The 21,551-nt window shown below is 55.5% G+C and carries 18 protein-coding genes; 4 read left to right on the top strand and 14 right to left on the bottom strand.

Going from position 1 to position 21,551, the window contains the following annotated elements:
• Position 1: 1 nt before the first annotated feature.
• The 9 genes from QKE19_RS06330 to QKE19_RS06370 form a co-directional block, all read right to left on the bottom strand.
• Positions 2-1,360, bottom strand: coding sequence for an adenosylmethionine--8-amino-7-oxononanoate transaminase (locus tag QKE19_RS06330; protein ID WP_347890613.1), 1,359 nt, complete (start codon positions 1,358-1,360; stop codon positions 2-4).
• Positions 1,361-1,554: 194 nt separating this feature from the next.
• Positions 1,555-2,688: a hypothetical protein gene (locus QKE19_RS06335; protein WP_347890614.1), complete on the bottom strand. Its 1,134-nt coding sequence runs from the start codon at positions 2,686-2,688 to the stop codon at positions 1,555-1,557.
• Between the two features lie 433 nt (positions 2,689-3,121).
• The gene (gene scpB, locus QKE19_RS06340; RefSeq protein ID WP_049170455.1) at positions 3,122-3,736 is read right to left on the bottom strand and encodes an SMC-Scp complex subunit ScpB; all 615 of its coding nucleotides are present in this window, start codon (positions 3,734-3,736) and stop codon (positions 3,122-3,124) included.
• A 136-nt stretch (positions 3,737-3,872) separates the two neighbouring features.
• Positions 3,873-4,715 carry a ScpA family protein gene (locus QKE19_RS06345; protein ID WP_181895337.1) on the bottom strand — a complete coding sequence of 281 codons (843 nt, stop codon included), beginning with the start codon at positions 4,713-4,715 and terminating at the stop codon, positions 3,873-3,875.
• Positions 4,716-4,718: 3 nt separating this feature from the next.
• Positions 4,719-5,594 (bottom strand): ParA family protein, encoded by an 876-nt coding sequence (locus QKE19_RS06350; protein ID WP_088611556.1) that lies wholly within the window; start codon positions 5,592-5,594, stop codon positions 4,719-4,721.
• 116 nt (positions 5,595-5,710) lie between these two features.
• Positions 5,711-6,649, bottom strand: coding sequence for a site-specific tyrosine recombinase XerD (locus QKE19_RS06355; RefSeq protein WP_347890615.1), 939 nt, complete (start codon positions 6,647-6,649; stop codon positions 5,711-5,713).
• Positions 6,646-7,299, bottom strand: coding sequence for an NUDIX hydrolase (locus QKE19_RS06360; RefSeq protein WP_347890616.1), 654 nt, complete (start codon positions 7,297-7,299; stop codon positions 6,646-6,648). Before QKE19_RS06360 ends, QKE19_RS06355 begins: the two co-directional genes overlap by 4 nt.
• 48 nt (positions 7,300-7,347) lie before the next feature.
• On the bottom strand, positions 7,348-8,979 hold the full coding sequence (locus QKE19_RS06365) for a CTP synthase (RefSeq protein WP_347890617.1): 1,632 nt from the start codon (positions 8,977-8,979) through the stop codon (positions 7,348-7,350).
• 134 nt (positions 8,980-9,113) lie between these two features.
• Positions 9,114-9,398 carry a DUF4177 domain-containing protein gene (locus tag QKE19_RS06370; protein WP_256887120.1) on the bottom strand — a complete coding sequence of 95 codons (285 nt, stop codon included), beginning with the start codon at positions 9,396-9,398 and terminating at the stop codon, positions 9,114-9,116.
• Between the two features lie 18 nt (positions 9,399-9,416).
• Here QKE19_RS06370 and QKE19_RS06375 point away from each other — a divergent pair, with 18 nt between their 5' ends.
• Both QKE19_RS06375 and QKE19_RS06380 read left to right on the top strand, forming a co-directional pair.
• Entirely contained in the window at positions 9,417-9,935 is a 519-nt protein-coding gene (locus QKE19_RS06375) for a type 1 glutamine amidotransferase domain-containing protein (RefSeq protein ID WP_347890618.1), read from the top strand.
• Positions 9,936-9,975: 40 nt separating this feature from the next.
• Positions 9,976-10,770, top strand: coding sequence for an LURP-one-related family protein (locus tag QKE19_RS06380; RefSeq protein ID WP_347890619.1), 795 nt, complete (start codon positions 9,976-9,978; stop codon positions 10,768-10,770).
• A 55-nt stretch (positions 10,771-10,825) separates the two neighbouring features.
• Here QKE19_RS06380 and QKE19_RS06385 read toward each other — a convergent pair whose 3' ends face one another.
• Entirely contained in the window at positions 10,826-11,941 is a 1,116-nt protein-coding gene (locus QKE19_RS06385; RefSeq protein ID WP_347890620.1) for an alpha/beta fold hydrolase, read from the bottom strand.
• Between the two features lie 588 nt (positions 11,942-12,529).
• Here QKE19_RS06385 and QKE19_RS06390 point away from each other — a divergent pair.
• On the top strand, positions 12,530-13,225 hold the full coding sequence (locus QKE19_RS06390) for a hypothetical protein (protein WP_347890621.1): 696 nt from the start codon (positions 12,530-12,532) through the stop codon (positions 13,223-13,225).
• Between the two features lie 41 nt (positions 13,226-13,266).
• Here the strand turns inward: QKE19_RS06390 and QKE19_RS06395 are convergent, their stop codons facing one another.
• Together QKE19_RS06395 and QKE19_RS06400 are read right to left on the bottom strand one after the other, a co-directional pair.
• On the bottom strand, positions 13,267-14,310 hold the full coding sequence (locus tag QKE19_RS06395; protein ID WP_347890623.1) for an SMP-30/gluconolactonase/LRE family protein: 1,044 nt from the start codon (positions 14,308-14,310) through the stop codon (positions 13,267-13,269).
• A 335-nt stretch (positions 14,311-14,645) separates the two neighbouring features.
• Positions 14,646-16,430 (bottom strand): DUF262 domain-containing protein, encoded by a 1,785-nt coding sequence (locus QKE19_RS06400; RefSeq protein WP_284826654.1) that lies wholly within the window; start codon positions 16,428-16,430, stop codon positions 14,646-14,648.
• 334 nt (positions 16,431-16,764) lie between these two features.
• Here QKE19_RS06400 and QKE19_RS06405 point away from each other — a divergent pair, with 334 nt between their 5' ends.
• Positions 16,765-16,893, top strand: a complete 129-nt coding sequence (locus QKE19_RS06405) for a hypothetical protein (RefSeq protein WP_284826657.1) — start codon at positions 16,765-16,767, stop codon at positions 16,891-16,893.
• 1,370 nt (positions 16,894-18,263) lie between these two features.
• On the opposite strand, the gene QKE19_RS06410 is transcribed toward QKE19_RS06405, so the two are convergent.
• On the bottom strand, positions 18,264-18,863 hold the full coding sequence (locus QKE19_RS06410) for a hypothetical protein (RefSeq protein ID WP_284826659.1): 600 nt from the start codon (positions 18,861-18,863) through the stop codon (positions 18,264-18,266).
• The gene (locus QKE19_RS06415) at positions 18,860-21,061 is read right to left on the bottom strand and encodes a hypothetical protein (protein WP_347890625.1); all 2,202 of its coding nucleotides are present in this window, start codon (positions 21,059-21,061) and stop codon (positions 18,860-18,862) included. The genes QKE19_RS06410 and QKE19_RS06415 overlap by 4 nt, the downstream gene beginning before the upstream one ends.
• Positions 21,062-21,551 lie beyond the last annotated feature (490 nt).

The following is a 21,551-nucleotide window of genomic DNA, read 5'->3' on the forward strand; positions in this document are numbered from 1 at the left end:
GCTACTTGCGTTCTTCCTCGGCGGCGACGATGGCGGCGATGGCCTCGCAGATACGGTCGACCTCGTCATTGGTGCTGATGTACGGCGGCATGGTGTACACCAATTTGCCGAATGGCCGCAGCCACACCCCGGCATCGACAGCCGCTGCAGTGGCCAGACCCATGTCCACGGGGCGCTGCATCTCCACGACCCCGATTGCGCCAAGAACCCGCACATCGGCCACGGCATCGCTGCTGGCTAGGGGCTGGAGCTGGTTGCGGAGTCGGGACTCGATGCGCGGGACATCCTCACGCCACTGCCCCTCTGCAATCAGGTCGAGCTGCGCGCAGGCCACGGCACAGGCCAACGGGTTGCCCATGAAGGTCGGGCCGTGCATGATGCCTCCGCCTGCGCCACTGGAAATGTTGCGAGCCACGTCGGCGGTGGCGAGGGTGGCTGCGAAGCTCATAAAGCCGCCGGTCAGCGCCTTGCCGACACACATAATATCCGGCACAATCCCGGCCGCCTGCGTCGTGAACAGGTCACCGGCCCGGCCGAAGCCGGTGGCGATCTCATCCGCGATGAGCAGAATCCCGTGCTTGTCACACAGCTTCCGGAGCCCCACAAGCAGCTCGTGGTCATGGAACCGCATGCCACCAGCGCCTTGGACTACCGGTTCAATGATGATGCCGGCGACGGAGTCGTCGATAAGCGAATCGAAGTGCGCGAGATAGCGTGCGCGTTCCTCCTCGGTTGCGCCGCGGGCGGGTGGTTTGTCGGCGAAGACCTGCGGAGTCCACTGCCCCGTCCACAGCGAATGCATGCCGCCCTCGGGGTCGCAGACGGTCATGGGCGCGCGAGTGTCGCCGTGATAGCCGCCGCGCCAAGTGGCCAGGCGGGTGCGCTCGGGATGGCCTTTGGCCTGCTGGTACTGCAGCGCCATTTTAATCGCCACTTCGACGGAGACCGAACCCGAGTCGGAGTAGAAAATGGCATCGAAGCCGGGGCCTGCGAGCTTTAGGAGCTTCTCCGCCAGCTCAATGGCCGGACGGTGCGTGAGTCCGCCGAACATGACATGCGACATCGTGGTGGCCTGCTTCTTCGCGGCTGCGACCAGCTTCGGGTGCGAGTGGCCGTGGCAAGCGGCCCACCAGCTGCTCATGCCGTCGATGAGGGTGCGGCCGTCGGCGAGGTGGAGGTTCACGCCCTCGGCGGACTCGACCAGCTTGGGCGCGACCGGCGACGGGATGGGGCCGTATGGATGCCAGATGTGGTCGGCGTCGAATTGGGCGAGGTCGGCGATGGCTGGCCGGGTGTGTGGTTGGGCGGGTGGTTGGGCGGGCGGCGGGGTGTGCGGCTGGGCGGTTTCCGAGGCTGTCATGATACTCAAGCATAATACCTGTACAGCGCCAGACTTGAACGCCGTTCGGGGTTGGTGGTGGAGCTTCTCGCAAGGATTACAGACAGTCTCAGCGACTTTACGACACCCATGTCACCTCGTGGCAGCTGTGGAGGTGGCATGAGGTGACACCTGTGTCGTGAAGTGAGGTTGGGGTGGCCCGATGAGCCAGCCAGCTAGTACAGCCGCCCCGCTTTGCTCCACACCCGTCGGCGACGCATGGCCAACTCGGCCGCCTTACCTGTGATCGTGATGGGCTGCCGCGCGAAGGCGTAGTTACCGCGATAGCAACTACCACCATTTGCTAGGTGACGCCGGATTTCCGCGGCTGCTTGCCGCAAGGTGGCTACGGCGGAGCCGTCGAAAAGCTGTGACCAGACGATCCGGATGACATTCAACCCGAGGTTCTTCAGGCGCTTTTCGCGCTCCAGCTCCTTTGCGATTGCCACCTGCGTGTCCGCGACTCCACCGTCGGTGTATTTCATACGGCCGTCGAACTCGACGACCAGCCCAAGTTCGGGCAGGTAAAAGTCCACGCGTGCGATGAAGCCACGATCATCCCGAAAGGAAACCTGCTGAAGCAACGGAGCCCGAGAATCGTCGACAGCAGCTAGCCCCGCCTGGACGATTGCTTCTTTAGTGAGCGATTCCCCAATGCTTTCCGACGACGCTGTCGCTTGCCCCAACAATCTCCTGGCCTGTGCATTTCCCGGAGCACGCGGATATGCAGCCAACGTGGCCAACAGCTCCTCGGTGTCGGTGTGGCGCTGGAGGGCGGCGTCGGCAAGCACTAGTGCATTGTGCGGAGTGCGGGAACGGCAGACGTCGATGACGGACTTTGGGACATCGGTGACGAGGCGGCCATCGATTTCTACGATGTCCTCGGGGAGAATCCGGCCGGAGACGCGGATGAGGCGTTTGTGCGGCTGGTACGGGCCATTCGGTGTGCTTCGCGATTGCCCGCGCGTGCGGCCGGAGTTGGCGATTGCGATGGGAGTGTTGTGCGTGAGTAGAGGTAAACCGTGGAGAGCAGCGGCGGCATCGCGGGTGACTACGGTGGTGGTGCCGCGATGGACGAGCGCTTTGATTTCCAGGATGTAACGTTCGGTGCTGTTTAGGGTGAGCCACCTGTCGACAGGCACGTACGCGCCGTATGCGAGCCACAGGAGGCTGCCGCTTTTGGCCCGCCGGAGGAGATCTCGGTCGGAGTGCTGGCCGATTCGGGAAATTGCGAATGTGCTGGGGCGGGCGCATTCGCGCTGCTGGCCGGTACGGATGATGTCGTCGGCGTCGTAGATCCACTGCGGCATCGGATTGCGCTCCTGAGGTCCAGGCAACTGCTGGTTGGTGGGTGGTGATGTGAGTGTTTGTGGGTTTGTGAGTGTTTGCGAGTGCTTGCGAGTGCTACGTTCTCATTTTTGGGCTCACACGGAGACTCAGGAGGCATCGATTTGGCATCGACTGTGGATAGTTTGCAGTTTTCGGGAGTTATCCACAATGCGTGTGGTGGGTGTGGTGTGCGGTGTGGGTGTGGTGGGTGCAAAGGCTCGCAGTGAGCTGTAGCGAGCAGCATACCCAGCCCGGAATGCGACTTCACGACACCCACGTCACCTCGTGGCAGCTGTGGAGGTGGCATGAGGTGACACGCGTGTCGTGAAGTGGGTTAGCCGATGGAGCGAGCCCCGCAGCCCCGCAGCCCCGCGGCCCAGCTAGGCCCCCTGTCCAACCGCCCCAGAACCCCACCTAGTCCAACGGCTCGTCGATCAAGTCGACTTCAGGCAGCAGCGGAGCCAAATCAGGCAGCTGGTCCAGCGAATCAATCCCCAAAAGCTCCAGGAACAGCGTCGTCGTAACGTACAAATGCGCACCGGTTGCCGGGTCCTCTCCGGACTCCGCAATCAGACCGCGCGCGACCAGCGTGCGCATCACACCATCAACATTGACACCGCGCACACCGGAGACCTGCGCACGCGTGGCCGGCTGTCGGTAAGCCACTACTGCCAGCGTCTCCATAGCTGCACGTGAGAGCTTCGACTGCGAGCCATCCAGCAAGAATCGCTCGACCGCGCTGGCGTGGGCGGGAGCTGTGTAAAACCGCCAGCCCTCATCCGTTTCACGCAGCTCAATGCCGCTGCGTCGTGCACGGTATTCGTACTCGATCTCGCGAAGCACGTCACGGACATCACTTGCGGAAACGTCCAGCGCCCGCGCCATATCCTCCGCCGCCACCGGCGTATCGACTACCAGCAGAATCGACTCCACGCCTGCTCGCAACGGGTCAATGGGCGGCAACTGCGCCGAAGAAGCAGACGCGGGCTCCACGGCCTGCTCGGATGGTCCGGAACTGGTTTCGCTCATGCGCGTCAGATTACGCAACCTCCCGCGCCGGGCGCTAATTGGCCGGGCGCTAATCAGCTGTTAGCGCCAGCCCGACCAAGCCCACGCCCGACCAAGCCAAGCCGCAACGCCAGCCCCAACAGCCAGCCCCAGCCACCTACTCCCAGTTCGCCGCCGCCACGACGGCCGGATCCACGTCCAGCCCGGTCCAGGCCACGTGGATTTCCTCCAGCGCCTCCTCCTGCTCCACACCGATCGCCTTGGCACGGTAGAGCTCCAGCAGCGCGAGGAACCGCCCGACGACCTCCATGGACACGCGGCACTCCGATGTCAGCTGCGTAAAAGTCAGCCAAGTCCCCTCGCCTGCCAGCCGCAGCGAGTCCAGAATCTTGCCCGCCTGTTCCGGCACGGACACGGGCACGCCGTGGATGTGCCCAACACCGACTTCCTCCGGGGGCTTTGGCCGCATTACGACGGCCGCAAACTCGGCAAACTCCCCGAGCGTCATGCCCAGGCGCACGGGCGGCAGCAGTTCCTCGAACTGCTTGTCCGGCCCCACAGCTCGCGGATAGCGCCGCGGCGCGGTCTTCTGCCACTCTTCGAATTGGTCGGCAACCTTGCCATACGCCTGGTACTGCAGCAGTCGGGCGAATAGCAGGTCGCGCGCTTCTAGCAGTTCGAGGTCTTCTTCGCTGTCGACGTCGCCACGCGGTAGGAGCCGTGCGGTTTTGAGGTCGAGCAGCGTCGCTGCCACGACGAGGAATTCGGTGATTTCGTCGAGGTCACTGACTGCGTCGAGGCTGCGCGTGTATGCGATGAACTCGTCTGTGACCGCCGCCAGCGCGACTTCGGTGACGTCCATCTTTTTGCTGCTGATCAGCTGCAGTAGCAGGTCGAAGGGGCCGCTGAAGTTCGCGAGTGCGACGCGGAAGCCGGTGATTTCTTCCTGCACGCCCTCGCTTGACGACGGTTCGGGAGTGTAACTATCCGGAGAAGTCACCTATTATTTGCGGCCTTTGCGCTCGATGACCTCGCGGGCCAGGTTGCGGTACTGTGCCGCAGCTGGGGTGTTCGGCGCCCAGGTGGTGATGGGCTCGCCAGCGACAGAGGTTTCCGGGAAGCGGACGGTACGGGTGATGACCGTATCGAAAACCTTGTCACCGAAGACCTCGATGAGGCGTTCCATGACTTCCTTGGCGTGGCGAGTGCGGCGGTCAAACATGGTCACCAAAATGCCGGAGACCTCCAAGTTGAAGTTCAGGCGGTCACGGACCTTGGCCACCGTGTCGGTGAGCAGTGCCAGGCCGCGCAGCGAGAAGTACTCCGCCACCATCGGGATGATGACGCCCTCGGCGATGGTCAGCGCATTGACGGTCAGCAGACCCAGCGATGGCTGGCAGTCAATGATGATGAAGTCGTAGTCATTCATCACTGGGCGCAGTGCGCGCCCCAAGGCCTGTTCGCGGCCGACTTCGTTGACAAGCTGGATTTCCGCCGCCGACAGGTCAATGTTGGCCGGGACGAGATCCAGGCCGGAAACCTTGGTGTGGTGGATGACGTCGCGGACATCGGTGGTGTCGTCGACGATGAGGTTGTAGACGGTCAGGTCAAGTTCCTCATGCGGGACACCGAGACCGGCGGATAGTGCGCCTTGCGGATCCAAGTCAACGAGCAGGACTTTACGACCGAACTCCGCCAGTGCTGCGCCCAGGTTGATGGTCGAGGTGGTTTTACCCACGCCGCCCTTCTGGTTACACATTGCCAGGATGACCGCGGGGCCGTGACTGGTCAGGGGTGCGGGTTCCGGCAGCTCACGTGCCGGACGACCGGTGAGACCGAGTTCAACTCGATCGGCCTCAAACAACCCTTCTTCAGCCACAGTCAATCCCTCTTCCTTGAAGATTTCTCATCAATTCTACTGCGCCACGTAATACCGCCACGTAATACCGCCATATATTACCGCCACGTAGTAGCGCTACATACTACCGCCGCATATTACCGCGAGTATTCAGCCCGTGGGTGAGCCCCCGCCCAGACTCGTCGCATATTCTCCGCGGTAATCATGGTGTAAATCTGGGTCGTCGTCACGGAGGCGTGTCCGAGCAGCTCTTGGACTACGCGCACATCGGCACCACCTTCAATGAGGTGCGTGCCGAAACTGTGGCGCAAGGTGTGCGGGGAAATTTTCACGCTCAGCCCGGCACGCTCACCCAGCTCCGCCAGTGTATTCCCCGCCGACTGCCGAGACAGCCTGCGTCCCAGCGAGTTGATAAACAGCGCCGGCCCGGAGTTCGCCCGCACCCAGCTCGGCCGACCGCGTGTCAGCCACGCATCCAGTGCCGCCATGGCCGGCGATCCCACAGGCACGATGCGCTCCTTGCCACCCTTGCCGCGCAGAAGCACCAGATTGGTTTCGCGGTCCACGTCATCGATATCCAGACCGGTGACTTCCGAAACTCGCGCACCTGTCGAGTACAGAAACTCCACCAGTGCACGGTTGCGCAAATCCGTCACGTCAGCGGTGTCGTCGTCGGGGATGGACTCGATCAGCCGGGTGACCTCATCAATGCTGAGTGCCTTCGGATACCGCGAGGGCTGATTCGGCGGCGCCACTCGCTTGGCGACATCCACCTCCAACGCGCCCTCACCCACCGCAAACTTGTGGAAGCTCCGCACAGCCGACAGCGACCGTGTCACCGAGGTCGGGGCCAGTGCCGGCCTGCCCGCCGACTTATCTCCCCGCGCGAGATACGCCAGGAACTCTGACACATCCTGCTCGGTGACCTGCGCCAATTCCGTGCGCCCGATCTCCCGCAGGTATGTGCGGTACTTTTCCAAGTCGCGCTTATAACTGGCGAGCGTATTCGCCGACAGGCCCTTTTCCACCGCGAGGTAGGTGACGAAGGCGTCGACAAGCGGATCGATCGAACTCATCGGATGCGTTTCAGGTCCGCTCCGGCGCCGAGCTGCTCCGTCCGGCGCTTCGCCAGGGCGGTCGGTCGAATGTCGAACGGCTCCGCGACCGAGCGCGGCGTGGCACCATGCAACAGCACCTGCCCCGCCAGAAGCACACCCGACAGCGCAATGCCGTTGGAAATCTCGCCGCCCATCGCCATCACCACCGCCTCCTCGACGCCGATCCACGACGCAGTCATGTCTGCTTCCTCATCGTGGGCTTCCGGCTTATCGACGGCACGGAGACCCCTGGCCAGGTAGATCCGAACCGCTTCCTCTGCGAAGCCGGGTGAGCTGAACATATCGGTAAGTAGGGACCAGGACTCGGCTTCCAGCCCGGCTTCCTCGACCAGCTCGCGCTTGGCGGCCTCCAGAGGGTCTTCGTCCGCAACGTCGAGAAGCCCGGCCGGCAATTCCACCAGACGCTTCCCCGCCGCCTGCCGCCACTGATTCAGCAGGTAGAGGCGGTTATCCTCATCTGCGGCAACGACTGCGACAGCGCCAAAATGCTCCACGATTTCGCGGGCAGAAATATTCCCACCCGGCATTCGCACCTGGTCGCGGCGGACCGCGAGAATAGGTGCCTCGAGAACAATCTCGGATTCAACAACGTCAAATTGGTGCGCCATGAGTTTCACTCTAATAGGTAGGCCGGATTCACCCTCGCGGAGCCAAGGCTAGTTGTGCTTGAGGGCTGCGGCGATGAGGCCGTCGAAAAGCGGATGGGCGTTGGTGGGGCGTGACTTCAGCTCCGGGTGCGCCTGCGTGGCCACGAGGTATGGGTGCACGTCCGTGGGGTACTCGACGAATTCGACGAGCTTGCCGTCCGGCGAGGTGCCCGAGATGACCAGGCCGGCTTCTTCGAGCCGGCCGCGGTAGGCGTTGTTGACCTCGTAACGGTGGCGATGCCGCTCGGTGACCTCGGGGGTGCCGTAGAGGCGCGCGGCGACGGAGTCTTCGGCGAGCTTTGCCGGGTAGGAACCCAGACGCATGGATCCGCCCAGGTCAGCCTCGCCGGAGACGGCCTGGAGCTGTTCCTCCATCGTGGCAATCACTGGCTCGGCCGCGTTTTCGTCAAACTCGGTGGAAGAAGCGCCTTCAACACCTGCGGTGCGTGCCGCCTCGATGACAACGCACTGCATGCCCAGGCAGATTCCCAAAAGTGGCGTGCCGGTTTCCTTTGCGTAGCGGATGGTCGCGATCTTGCCTTCGATTCCGCGTCCGCCGAAGCCACCGGGGATGACAATCGCGTCAACGCCGGCCATGTTTTCTTTCAGCCCCTCGGGGGTTTCGCAGTCGTCGGAGGCGACCCAGCGAATGTTCGCTTTCACGCGGTGGGCAAAACCGGCTGCGCGCACGGCTTCCGCGACGGACAGGTAGGCGTCCGGCAGGTCGATATATTTGCCAACCAAAGCCACCGTCACCTCGCCCTTCGGGTTGTGGACTCGCTCGAGCAGGTCTCCCCACACGGCCCAATCCATGTCGCGGAACGGCAGGTTGAGGCGGCGAATGATGAAGGTGTCCAGGTGCTCGTCGTAGAGGACCTTCGGGATGTCGTAGATGCTCGGCGCATCCGGGCAGGACACCACGCCCTCGCGGTCGATGTCGCACATCAGCGCGATCTTGTTTTTGAGGGAGTCGGGGACGTCGCGGTCGCATCGCAAAACGACGGCATCGGGAACCAGGCCAATCGAGCGGAGTTCGGCCACCGAGTGCTGCGTGGGTTTGGTCTTCAATTCCTTGGAGGGGCCGAGGTACGGAACCAGTGACACGTGCAGGTAGAAGACGTTTTCGCGGCCGACGTCGTGACGCACTTGCCGCGCGGCCTCCAGGAAGGGCTGTGACTCGATATCGCCGACGGTGCCGCCAATTTCGGTGATGACCACGTCGGGCTTGTCGCCGTTTGCGTCCGCGTTGCCCATGGCGACGATGCGGGATTTGATTTCGTCGGTGATGTGCGGGATGACCTGGACGGTCTGGCCGAGGAATTCGCCGCGGCGCTCCTTGGCGATGACCGAGGAATAGACTTTGCCGGTGGTGACGTTGCCGCCGGCGGAGAGGTTGCGGTCGAGGAAGCGCTCGTAATGCCCCAGGTCCAGGTCGGTTTCCGCGCCGTCTTCGGTGACGAAGACCTCGCCGTGCTGGAAGGGGTTCATGGTGCCCGGATCCACGTTGAGGTAGGGATCGAGCTTTTGCATAGTCACTTTCAGACCACGCGAGGTAAGCAGGCGGCCGAGCGACGCCGCGGTTAAGCCTTTGCCGAGGGAGGAGGCAACGCCTCCTGTAACGATGATGTATTTCGTAACCACGGGACTTCAGAATATCGCTTGCGCAGGTGCAAGCGCAAGCGCCTTTTCATAATGGCGGAGATTTGTTTCATATTTGGGTAACTTTTTCGGAGTTGCGCCCCATCCGCCAGCAGGAACGCAGCGACAAATGCGAACTACGCAATACTCTCGAAGATCATGGTCGCCTGGATGCGGTCCCCGCCCATCAGCCCCTTACTGCCCGAAGAGGCAGTAGTAATCGTGTGCAGCCGAAACCCCTGCGAAGCCTTGTCGTTGATTACCCTCTCAAGCTCTGTCAGATTAGCTGAGCCGGTACCGATGAACTTTTCCTTCAGAACCACCTGAAGAACTTCATAATGAGGCATTTTCCGCCCTCCGTTAAAGTATTTTTCAATATTGCACGCAAAACAATACTCGGGCGGATGCATAAACGCGATCACGTCGTTACCCTCGGGGCTATGCCTGATTTAACGAATAAGACCATTGCAGTTTTGGCCACCGATGGATTTGAGGACTCCGAGCTGACTAGCCCGGCTGAGGCTGTGAAGGATGCCGGTGCGACCGTGCATGTGGTTTCCACGGAGGAAGGCTCCATTGAGGGCAAGAACGGCACGAAGGTGGACGTCGATAAGCTGACCAGCTGCGTTTCTGCCGATGATTACGATGCCCTAATTCTTCCGGGTGGCACCGTGAATGCTGACCAGATTCGCATCGATAAGGATGCCGTGGCGCTAGTGAAGGGATTCGCAACTGCCAACAAGCCGATTGGCGTGATTTGCCACGGCGGTTGGATTCTCACCGATGCGGATGTGCTGAAGGGCCGCACTATTACCTCCTACATCAGCGTCAAGACTGACCTGATTAACGCTGGCGCCAACTGGGTCGATGAGGAAGTTGTCGTTGACGGCAACCTGATTTCCTCCCGCACCCCGGCCGACCTTGAGGCTTTCAACAAGGCTCTCGTAGAGAACTTCTAAGCCACTCGGCTTTTAGCACCACCAAAGGACGGCTGTTGTCATGAGTTCATATTGGGATAACCCAAAGTCGCTGTGGGATCAGATTCCACAGCACGATCAGGAAGATGCTTCCGGGCAGCAGCCTCCCGCACCGGAGCAACCTTCCGCGGCCACACAGCCTGCCGCGCCTGAGCAACCTTCCGAGCCCGAGCAGCCTCCCGCACCGCAGCAGCTTCCGCCACAGCAAGGGCGCTATCAGGGATTGCTCTCGCACAACAGCATCGTTATCCAGCAGATTCGAAACTTCATGGCGGATGATTTCGACATCCTGGATACCGAGGGCAATTGCATCGGAAAGATCGAAACTACCGGTGGCACGCTGAGCCGCATGTTTATGGGCTCTCGTCGCCTGACAGTTTCCGAGCCAGACGGCACTCCGGTATTCGTTATTACCGATCCGACCGATCTTGCCCTTGACCGTTACGAGGTCTACTACCCCGACCCGCATGCGACAGCCCCTGAAGGCCAGCAGCAAGATGGAGCAGAGTCATCGCGACTTTTGGCCACTATTCAGCAGAAGTTTGCGTTCTTTAAGCGGCGGCTGGAGATTTCCATCCCCGGTTTTGCCAATTGCGAGGTCGACGGCGACGTCTGGCATTACGACGCCACTTTTATGATCAACGACGTCAGAGTCGCCCAGATGTCACGAAAGTGGTCGGGGTTTACAAATTTCCTATCCGGCAATGAGCGTTACATGCTCCAGCTCAAAGATGATTTGCCGCCACAATTGCGCGCTTCGATCATTGGTGCCGCCATTGCCCTGGATTTGATGGCGAAAAAGGCGCAATCCGACTAGCTGATTTCGCTGTCGGCTCGCGCCTTTTATCAAGAGCTACTGCTCGCGACTTTCGCTACCGCGACCCGGCAGCCTGAGCGATGCGTCCGTCGTTTTCCGTGATGCCGTCAGAAACAGCATTGACGTGTTCTGGGCGAACATTGGCATTGTCATTGATGCCACCTTCCACAAAGCCGGTTACCGGCACACACGGAACCTCAACATTGCGCCCCAGCGCATTAGCTACCAGCGCAATTGTCCGTGGCGAGAAAGTCAGTCCGATGTGACCCGATAGATCTGCAGAGCACCCATCCTGCAGCAGAATGTTGTTGGACGTTGGTGCCTGCCACTGGCTTGCAGCCATTGGAGTGACGGCTTCATCAACCTGAGTCGAGATTGCAACGTAGTTGACGCCCGGCTGCTCCAAGCCGCCTTCATTGATCTTGGCCATGAACTGGCCGTGCTGCATCAGATCCACCAGGCTCGGGCTGACAATGAAACCCGCAGCCTTGTCACCGGCGTTGTCGAACTGGTTGAGCTGCTCCAAACCATAGGAAGCTCCCAGCAGAGTTGTACCGTGCAGCACGCCCGCCAAGGAAACGACGGTGCCGATTCCCCGGCCCTGCTCCTGCTTGGCGTAGGCGGCAGCCAAGGCGCCACCGGCAGAGTGTCCAACAATATCGACGGCGGTTGCACCAGTTTCCGCCTTGAGAGTGTCAATCTTCGCAGTCAGCTCTGCCAAAGCGGTATCCAACGGGGTCATATTGCGCATGGTTGGGATAGAACCCAGCACTGAAAACTCGTCAGGACCCAGCTTGCCGACGTTAAATACGTACAGGCACTTCCCCATTGCCTTTAACTCCGGTGCCATGCGGGCATAGGTCTGGTACGAGTTCGAGTTCATACCGTGAATCATGACCACTGGATTCTCACCAGGAGCAGGAACACACTGCACATTTGTGCCCTCTGGGCTGATGTTCTCCGTCATCCCCTGGTTGACCATGACAGTGGGGAAATCATTTGCCTTTGGACCCCACTCGCCCATTTCGGTCCAGGACAGGACCTGATCATTACCAGTTTCCGTAGCCGGTGCAGCGGCCGCGATGGGTGCGGCTGCCAGAGCGACACCAGCCGCAGCCAACAGTGCTGTGGCTGACCGTGCCAGCTTTGCGAATGCTCGTTGAGTGCCCATGATTACTCCTTGCCTAGAGCAGTGAATAGTAAAACGGTTCCAAAAAGAACTACGGCATGGGCAAGAGCAAAAAACAGGCTATGAATCGCAATCGTACCCTGAAAAGCGGCCAACTAAAGCCCCTCAAAGGGGTTAATAAAATGTAATCTAAATATAACTATAACGCGATTCACCTACAGCTCCGTAGGTTATTAGAGTGATTTCGGTTACAGTCCGAAACACGAGTGACTTCCGCTCCATCCCGTGCATACAGCGCCGACAGCAACTGCAAAATAGCTCGAGACCTGCAGGGCCAGGAACTTGCTCAAGTACCGATTCAGGACCCAACTGAGGGAAAGCAGGGAAAATGCGATTCCAGCACCTGAATACTCCGGCACTAACGGATCATGAATGCCCGCATGCTTAAACATTATGAACAGCAATGAGTTCGCGGCCACAATGACCACTAGCACCGACATACTGGCGAGTAAATGCAGGCTGCGACGCAGCCAAGTCCTGGGAAACTGCTGGCTTCCCAAGGACGAAAACGAGAACAGTCGTTCTAATAGACCTAATTCCGAATCCGGCCTTCTTACTACCGTTCAGTGCATGACCACGTTTGATTCGCCAATTATTAGGGCGTTTTTCACAGAAGATGTCATCGAGTCGGCACAAAAGCTTTCAGCGCAATCCCCGTTGGTCGAGGTTGCAGCTGGTGTCTACCGCATCACCGTCGATGATTTTGAGGTCCAGGTTGATGGGTTCACTTTTCCTGGCTGTACTTCATGTCAGTGCGATGACTTTCGTACAAGGAAGTCATGTGCACACGTCTGCTTCGGCGTCGCAACAATGTTGGCCGAGCACCCCAGTATCGAAGAAGTCCTGTGGCCGGATTCTGATGCGGCTATGAACCCGGATCTGTTGGAACCCGATTGCTACTACGAGCTCAAAATGCTCCCCATGACATACTCCCCTTCGTGCCAGGGAGGCCGCACATTGGCGGAGTCAATACTGGATAAGGCGAGCCAATGCCACGGAGTCGTTGACGATGCCCGAATCACCGATGAGGTAAAACGCCTGTTCCAGGATTACTTCGAACTGCCAGGATCATGGGATCCCGATATTCGTAGGAAGGAAATTGAGGCGTTGATAGCCGAACTTCACGACCTCGGTGTTGACGACAAGGAGATTCGAACTCTCGTGTCAGAACACCCCGGGTATTCGGACGTAATTCCTCGTCGCTGGTGGCCACGGAGTTGGTGGAAGATACTGTTCCTGCCATCTACTTGGTGGCCACAAACATAGAGGCCGCGCAGGCGGCAGAAATAGCGTCAGGCATTCAACGATTAGAGAACCTTAGTTAAATCAATCGCTAACAATGATGACTGGTCCTTACTGGCGACAATCAGGTCATCTCCCATGCGCACCGCGGCAGTCGGAGTATGGAAATCCGGATGTGTACCTCGAATTTGATAGCTCCTCTCCCACTTGCAATCACTCTTGTCGTTTTGTGCCGATTCATTAAACTTCCACATATTTAGCCAAACTTCATGCGGCGCATCTGGCCGAATAGCGTCCGGCATATTCCACACAATGTGGCTGAAGAAATTTGGAACTTTCGCCAGCAGATCAAGAGGTAGCGAACGCGGATGAGCGTAAGCAATCCAAGTCTCGTTGCGCTCGCTGAGAGGCGACATATTGTCTGGAAAACCAGGCAAGTTACCCGCTATGGTTTGCACTTCCTGAGTTACGCAGTCATAACGTCGTAAAGCGTAGTCGGTGGTTTCACAGAAAAAGACGCCAGTGCCATCCGGCTCTACGATTACTCCATTAGCGAAATACCGATTGTCTAAAACACGTGTCACGGTGCCATCGGGATGCCAACAGTTCAGGCTTCCACGCGGTGCATGTTCGAGAATTGCACCCATGAATTCAGGGAAATGAAGCCGACTTGTAGATTCGGTAAACCAGATTGAACCGTCAGGTGCTTCGGAAGCGTTACTACAGAAGCGCAGCCTCTGACCGTTGACGCTCGTCGCTAGCACTTCAGGAGTCGAATTGAACGCGCAATCAGTCCCGGGCCGAAAGCGCAATAATCCTTTGAACGAGTCGCAAACGATAAGACTTCCATCAGCGCAAAGTTCCAGACCGAGTGGTCTCCCTCCAGTGTTTAGGAGCGCCTTGTGTTCGTTGGACTCGCAGTTAACTCGAATAATCTGACCATCTTCGGTTCCACAGAGAACATCGCTAGCACCGAAGGCGATAACATCCTCAGCACCATGCGCAGGCAACGGTATAACACGAGAAACCCCACGGAGGTCGATCGATTCTGGTCCGCTTTCATACTTCAAAGACACACGGTGCTTGCCAGGTTTAAGTTGAGTTTTCATACTTACTACTTAGCATGGCAATACTGTTTTGTACATGAATATTTAGATGTAGAACATTCATAGTCAGTTCGTAGAAGCGCTGCAATTTCTCATCTTTGCGTCTTGACCTCGCCCCAGAGAAACTCTCCGACCCGGTCACTGTAACCGAGGATGTGTGCAATCCAAGCCAAGATTCCCGCGCACCATCGGTTGCTTGCCGATCTGCATTTGGTGCATGACAGTCCTGAGCGGTCGCCAGCATGGAGCTGGTGGAAGACCTGTCCCAAAAACTCACCTGCAGTGGCCGGTCACCAACTTTAGTAACAGGTCACCAAAAACCTTCTACCAAAGATCAACTACAAATCCCCGTAGTATTCGCGAAGCTTCGCGGCCATCAAAGAGCGACGCTTCTGCAGGAACTCGTGGTAGTTCTCAACGGTTGTGTCAACAAGCGACGCCGGAATAGCATTGACTTCAAAGTTTCGGTCAAGGTCCTCGCGGGATGCGATCTCGCCGAGCGTCGGCTCACCGGACTCAATTTGGGAGAACACCTCACCCAAATATTCAGAGGGCATGCGGTTGCCGATTCGAATATTTACCGCAGTCTCTGCAAAGGCGTAGTTGGCCACCTGGTTGTAATCGCGCTTGTCGTTGACGCCGTTTTTGCGAAGATAATCTTTCGGAACCAGGTGATGAATGTCGCCTTGGACTTCAATCATCGAGCTCACTAGCGCGTGCTTACTTAAGAACGCCGTTGCCTGTGCCTTCACCTGCGAAGCCATGAAGGTTCGGAATTGCGGGTTATTCACGCTCGAAGAATCGAAACGCTGCGGGAGCGTAACTGCCCAGAAGCTTTCTCCCAGCTCGCCTTCTTCAAGTTCCTTCAACGCGGCGGCCGCCCCAACTCGGTCAATCGCACGCAAATCTCGTTCAAAAGTCGACTCGAAACTACCTGACGCTCTACCCGTCAACTGCGCCATTACAAACCATCGCCTGACGACGCTACTAACCTCCGGGTCTGGGCGACCGTCTGCACGCATTATTAGGAACAAAGCGTACGCAAAGTTGACCGCGTTGCTGGAGGTAATCATGTTTTTCTTGATAAAGCCTGTCGACCGCAAAATTACCAAGAACTTCTTGAACTCATACTTGTTAACGACGCGAAGTAGCGCTTGCTCGAACTTGTTGTACGCTTCCGGAATTCTCTCGGGGTAAAACTTTCTGGTTTCAGGATCGAGTCCGCTGAGTTCACGAACAACGAATGAAACCCGACCACGCCGGAAAGCGACCATCGAGGCGACACGGATGAGGTCTACGTACGACGGATCGTAGAGATCCTCAGTATCATCTTTAAGCCACTCGATTTCCTTCCAGTATTGAGTCTGCACAAACTCTTCATCATTACGGAGCTCGCCGTAATCGTGCGGGCTTACTGCTAGATGCGCGAAATAGTCAATGAGCTTCCGCAGGTTGCGACCTTGATCACCGTAGGAACTGATTTTGCTCATGACGAAGTCTGCGCTAGACAGTGCTACTCCCTTGGAGTTGATGCGCACAAAGATCTCGGCAACTGTCTCGATGTCGAGCTCATCACTCAGTGCGATAATTCCGATTGGGGCTTTCTTGATTCCCATCAGCTTTTCCAGAGCAGTCGCAACTGCTTCGTCGTCGGCTTCGGGGTTATTCGCCATATACTCCCCCATTGGCCGATAAACATTGTTCGACCGCAGGAATTCAGAGATGTCGTAGATCCACTCCGGTTGCTTCTTCAACACTGGTGTTGCAGTCGCAAACTCTTCAGTTTGCGGATTAAAACAGATAACGATTCGCTTAGTCTTAAAGTCCTTACCCATCACCGGCTGCCCAGCAACAGCGGCACGCAAAGCAGTAATGCGCTGTTGACCATCAATCAGAATCTGCTGATACCCAGCATGTCCGCCGCCTTTAACCGGTACTTGTTGACTTTGCCAAGTGATAAGGAACCCCACCGGGAACCCGCGATACAGCGAATCCATCAAATCGCGAACCTTCGTACTGTTCCATACAAATGGTCGCTGCATTTCCGGAATCGCAATAGTGTCGCTCTCAATCCATCCAAGCAGCGTTTCGACTGTGTGCTGGTTCACGGTGTACATGCTCATACTGATGATTGTCCCACAGGTTCACAATCACTCGTGAGCTTTAGGCGAACACATTCCCTCAGCTGATTGCCATCTTTGCTGCCGACGCTTGGATTCCCATCTTCCTTGTCGCTGTCGTCGTCTAAGCGCGGCTTATGCGGCTGTGTGAAGCCATTCGAGGTACATAACCAGCTTGGCATTTCTTCCCCGCAGAGAATTCCTCACACGTACTAAGACAATCCTCAATCCAGCCTCCGGCCATCGATAGCTTGCTGAAGGCACTACATGCCAAGGCCATCAAAGTCGGTTGCATGACGGGCTTTGCACGCGAATTCATCGATAGTGTTGTGCCCCCATGGGCTGGCACAACGGCATCATCGACGCCATTGTAGGCGGTGACGAGGTTGAGAACGGCCGCCCCGGGACCCCACCTCATCCTCTCGCCGTCATGGCCAGCTCGCTGTCACTGACAAGGCCGCCGTAATCATCTCTGGCGATACCGAGTCTGATGTTCACTCCGCCCGGAATTCGGGTGTCATCAGTGCCAGCGTACTGACAAGCTACTTCATCCGCGATCAGTTGGAATCACTCGGCGTCGACTGCATCCTGGACTCTTTCGCGAAGCTGCTGCACATCATTGAGAAGTAAAAACAAGCCTTACCGAAATGTGACCAAGAAAACCGAGCCCAGCTACCCCCGCACGGCGACAATGGCTTCCACATCCACGAAGCCCCCCCCCTATCCCCAAACAGCACGATGCCAAAATGACTGTCGACTCACCCCTGCCACCGCCTGTGGCTCCGACCGACACACTATGCCTGGTCGCCACAGTGCACCGCACGACCGCGGCCTCAGCTATAAGGGCGTCGGAATCGCCCGCGTCACCCGCAACGAAGATTTACACGTTGGCCAGAACATTTTTCTCCCTTACCGAACTATGCATGGAATGCGACACATGTATCGTCGATACAACCGCGAAATGCCAGAACATAACACTAACCGAGAGGGCTTTAGCAGTGGTTGACTACTGTACGGAGCGAAACAACCAACATTGTCCTGGACAACCATCAGACGGTGGCAGCAATCCCAGACTGTCCCTCGATACTGCCGCCTCGATCGCCACACCGCGCGTACGCCACTGTCACGGACGCTATGCAACCAACCGGTTCTACTGTCGGTCAACCTATCCTAGTTTGAGAGAATTGGCACTCCCTAACCGATTGTTGTTGATTACGCAGTCGATGTAGTTCGCCGAAGTCGTAGCTATGCGGCACGATGTCCCTAGCCACGCCCCTTGTGCGAGATTGCGCTGACTACCGACAGACTCGAAGTCCAAGCTAATCGAAAGCATTTCTATAACACCCGCCAAACTGTGACAGCCAATTCAGCGACGCAGCCTGCAACCGTATACACGTGCGGGCGGTACCGCGCTCCTGGTCGGAAGTATGGCTACCTGACCTACCGATACGTTTACCACTTAAAAACCTGTACGCGGCTGGCAAACTAATACCGCCGACTACGTCTGAGCCTCTCGCTGAAGCAGACCGTCAATTTCTTGACAACTTCCGGATCGACTGGGACACCAAGATAACAGTACGATTCACCTGCAGTAACTACCGGAAGACACGCAACCAATATCGAAACACTTCCAACGAGCACTAATCCGGGCTAGACCCCCTAATCCAACAAATGGAATATCTGAAGCTCAAAAACTATTACCGCAAGGACAAATAAAACAGCTTGAACACGACGAGCCAACAGTATCCAAAGATTAAACAAACGAAGTAGAGAAATCACAGGCGAAAAACGAGGACAATATTAATGCTAAAATATCAGCGCATTCAAGCTTGAAAATCAGGATAAATACTGTCCGTTCTTTTCAAGAAATTCCGAGATTACAGGCACCCCATCTGCCCAAGACATAAGGCGAGGGCCGCTAATGGCCCTATTATAAGGTTGATCGAAAACAATGACGTCCGTACCAGACAGCCTCAAAGCACTGATATTATCCGGAGAATCCTCAATATAGACGTGCGCACCAACGCTATCCTTCAAGCCGGTAAAGCATAACGACATATATGGGATTTCGTTCTGATCCAACCAGGTCGCGGTATCACTGACGATTCGTTTATGACTGCCACCCATAATCAATCGATGCGTAACAATCCTAATATGAGCACCCATGTCGGATAGTTGACGAAGAGCTTCTGACGCACCGGACATCACCGGCATATTCGCATACAACCCAGACGCGACTGCTTTAGAATGAATTCGCAAAAACTCTTCACCGCTATCTATACCCCAACCTGCCTTCACCAAGTTATATGTTACAGGTTCTGGCAAGCTCTCGGTCTCCACGGATTTATACTCGGCGACAAATGAACGCATCGCAGCAGTGTAATCTGCAACCACTCCATCAAGGTCGAGACCAATAATCGAACGTCCACGCATCATAGAATCTCCCTTTTCAAATGCTCAACTAGAGTTGCTATATATTTGTCAGCCCCACAATTAACTCCAATACTTGTTAAAAAGAAATCGTCGATATATTCAAGATCATACCCACCAGTTTCAGTAATTGCCACAACGTTTCTATCGTGTATAGTTGCCGGAATCTCTTCACGAATAATACGCTCCTGATAAACCTGTCGTATATCAACCCTTGTGGCTGAATAGAATTCTTTTACCCTGCACATCAATATTATTAGTGGCACTAATACCACTATTACCCCTCCCAACATCAAACGCTCCTGGACTACTTGATCCGATATTAATTCACGATGAACTAACATTAGGAAAGCAAATAAAACAACGAATGCCAAAAACGACAATAAACCCGAACCGGCGATAATATACTTAGGAAAGGAAAAAGCCCGTCGAGCAATTGCATGCCGGAAAGCCGTTAACAAATACGCACCAAATAGAGCAGATAGTAATGTAATTACCGCCAAAATATTAGAGATATCAAGCCATTTTATCCACTCTGCACGTGATTCAGTGACCGCACCAAACAAGCCGAAAAAACAAAGTATACTACACAGAAAGGCAGTTACGACTGCAAATAACGGCTGCTGCAACGGCTCGGGCACCAATCGAAAACTAAGTGTTTCAAGTGGAGTTGCAGCCCCTCTAGGCTGTATATGCGCCCGTTGAAAAGACGATCGATAAGTCGCGCGGTGAGATTTTAAGGAAATCTCGTTTTCACAATCATTACAGGGAAAGTATTTTTCACTACAAGCACAATTCTTTGGATAACAGACCTCCGTTACACACGGCCGTTGAGAATGCAAATACCGCTTACGAATCCGACGTCTCGGGGCACTGAAGGCCACGACACTCTTGAGTCTCAGCTCTGGAGGAAAAGCGAATTCCAGATGGCTACTTTTTGCGGATCTCGCCGAATACCGAACCAGAATGTCCAAATAGGGAGAATTCTTAAAGACTGTATTAAAGAAGCGCTTGACTAGACCTTTCTTAGGGACTTCTAAAGAGTTATCATTAATTTCCACATTGCATGCAATCTTAATAATCGTATGTCGAGAAACCGCAGATTTTACCCATGCCTGATCTTTCTCACCGGCCCGACATGCACTGTCCCAAAGAACGTTAGAATCGACAACGACTACGCAAAGATATGACGCCGAAACTAACGAAAGTAAGATGCATATGGTCTCAAAAGTAGTCAATTCATCAGTGTTATCACAGTTGACGATAGCGACCATTAACGATAGGGCGAGCATCTCAACATAGTCCGACGAATCAAGGACATATGGAGTATCTGAATCATTGATAACACCCTGATTCTTTTGACTTTCTAAATCATTTACGTCGCTAAATCGGGCTCCTAATGCCCAATACGACAATATAACTTCAAAATTTGGATTTACATCGCCAACGTCCGATGTCTCGCCCTGTAAGAATGACTTCCGGGACGCCGCACAGGCTGCGATTGAATCAAACAAATCACGACGATGGGTCTCTTGAGCGCGTTCAACTATTTCAGCACCCTCAACAGCATTCTTGTCATAATTATCGCTATAGATAATTTGACTTACAGCTTGCAAATATACGGCAATAAAGTCTTCGACAGGAAGTTTAACCCCTAAACGCTGAAAAAGTTGCAGGCTAAGTTGCTCAGAATAACGCAAAATTGTTGAATTATTTAATAAGTATTTTATCGCCCGATAAGTTAACAACCCATTCTCCCCGAAATTGAGGGATGGGACTGTATTCCCATCTTCGTTCAAAATACTTAAATTTACCAACATTCCTTTCCGTAAAAACGTTAAAGGCACGATACTTTGAGGAAAGTATCTGTCGTGACCTTTATCATTACTCCCTACGGGATACTTCAAACAAGGAGAATAAGGTAAATTAAAATCGAAGCTGATCTGACGCTGCGTGTAGCCTTCGCCGACTACCTGAATCCTCTCTACCCGTCGATTAATCCAGCTCCAATCGGTAATTCGAGTTAGAATATACTTTCCGAGTTGATCGTTTTTCTCATCTGCGGCCTGTTCATCAAACTTTGGTTTCTCAATTCCGACTCCCTTTTTAAAAAGGTCGCAATCCGAGAACTTGGTAAGCTGGTCATCTACTACCCCAAGTAGGGCTTCCTTAATTTTCTCATTAGCTTTCATTGCCTGCGTCACGATAATCCCCTGACCACACCTACTCGCTTCATCTACATCCGATGACGCTTCTGACTGCACTTTCTTTGAACAAGGATAGTCAACTCCTGGGTAAATCGTTCGAAAATCTAAAAATACGACACGATCCCTGATCAGGCGCCAATGCCTCATGGCGACACGACTCGGACAACCCTAAGTATCAGCAAATTCTCCCCGCACCTTCCCGAGAATCAAGAACACCAACTACGTTCAGCCAATTGTTATGAGGTTCACCTAAATAGTTCGACATACTTTCGCCACAACTACTTATATTTATTGCTGCATATATCCCTTGCCTGCAGAAAGGAGTAGCTTCTCGCCCGGTTATATTTAGAAACTAGATCTATTTTTACTTTCGACCTTTGCGGATTAATCGGTTTTGGTTATTTACTGAATCAGTTCTCGCGAATCTTTCTGTTCACTGACTCCATTGCGTTCGACATGACCAGGATTATTCCTCATGATCCAGTCT

The organism is Corynebacterium sp. c8Ua_99, from assembly GCF_039907185.1.
GTDB lineage: Bacteria > Actinomycetota > Actinomycetes > Mycobacteriales > Mycobacteriaceae > Corynebacterium > Corynebacterium jeikeium_D.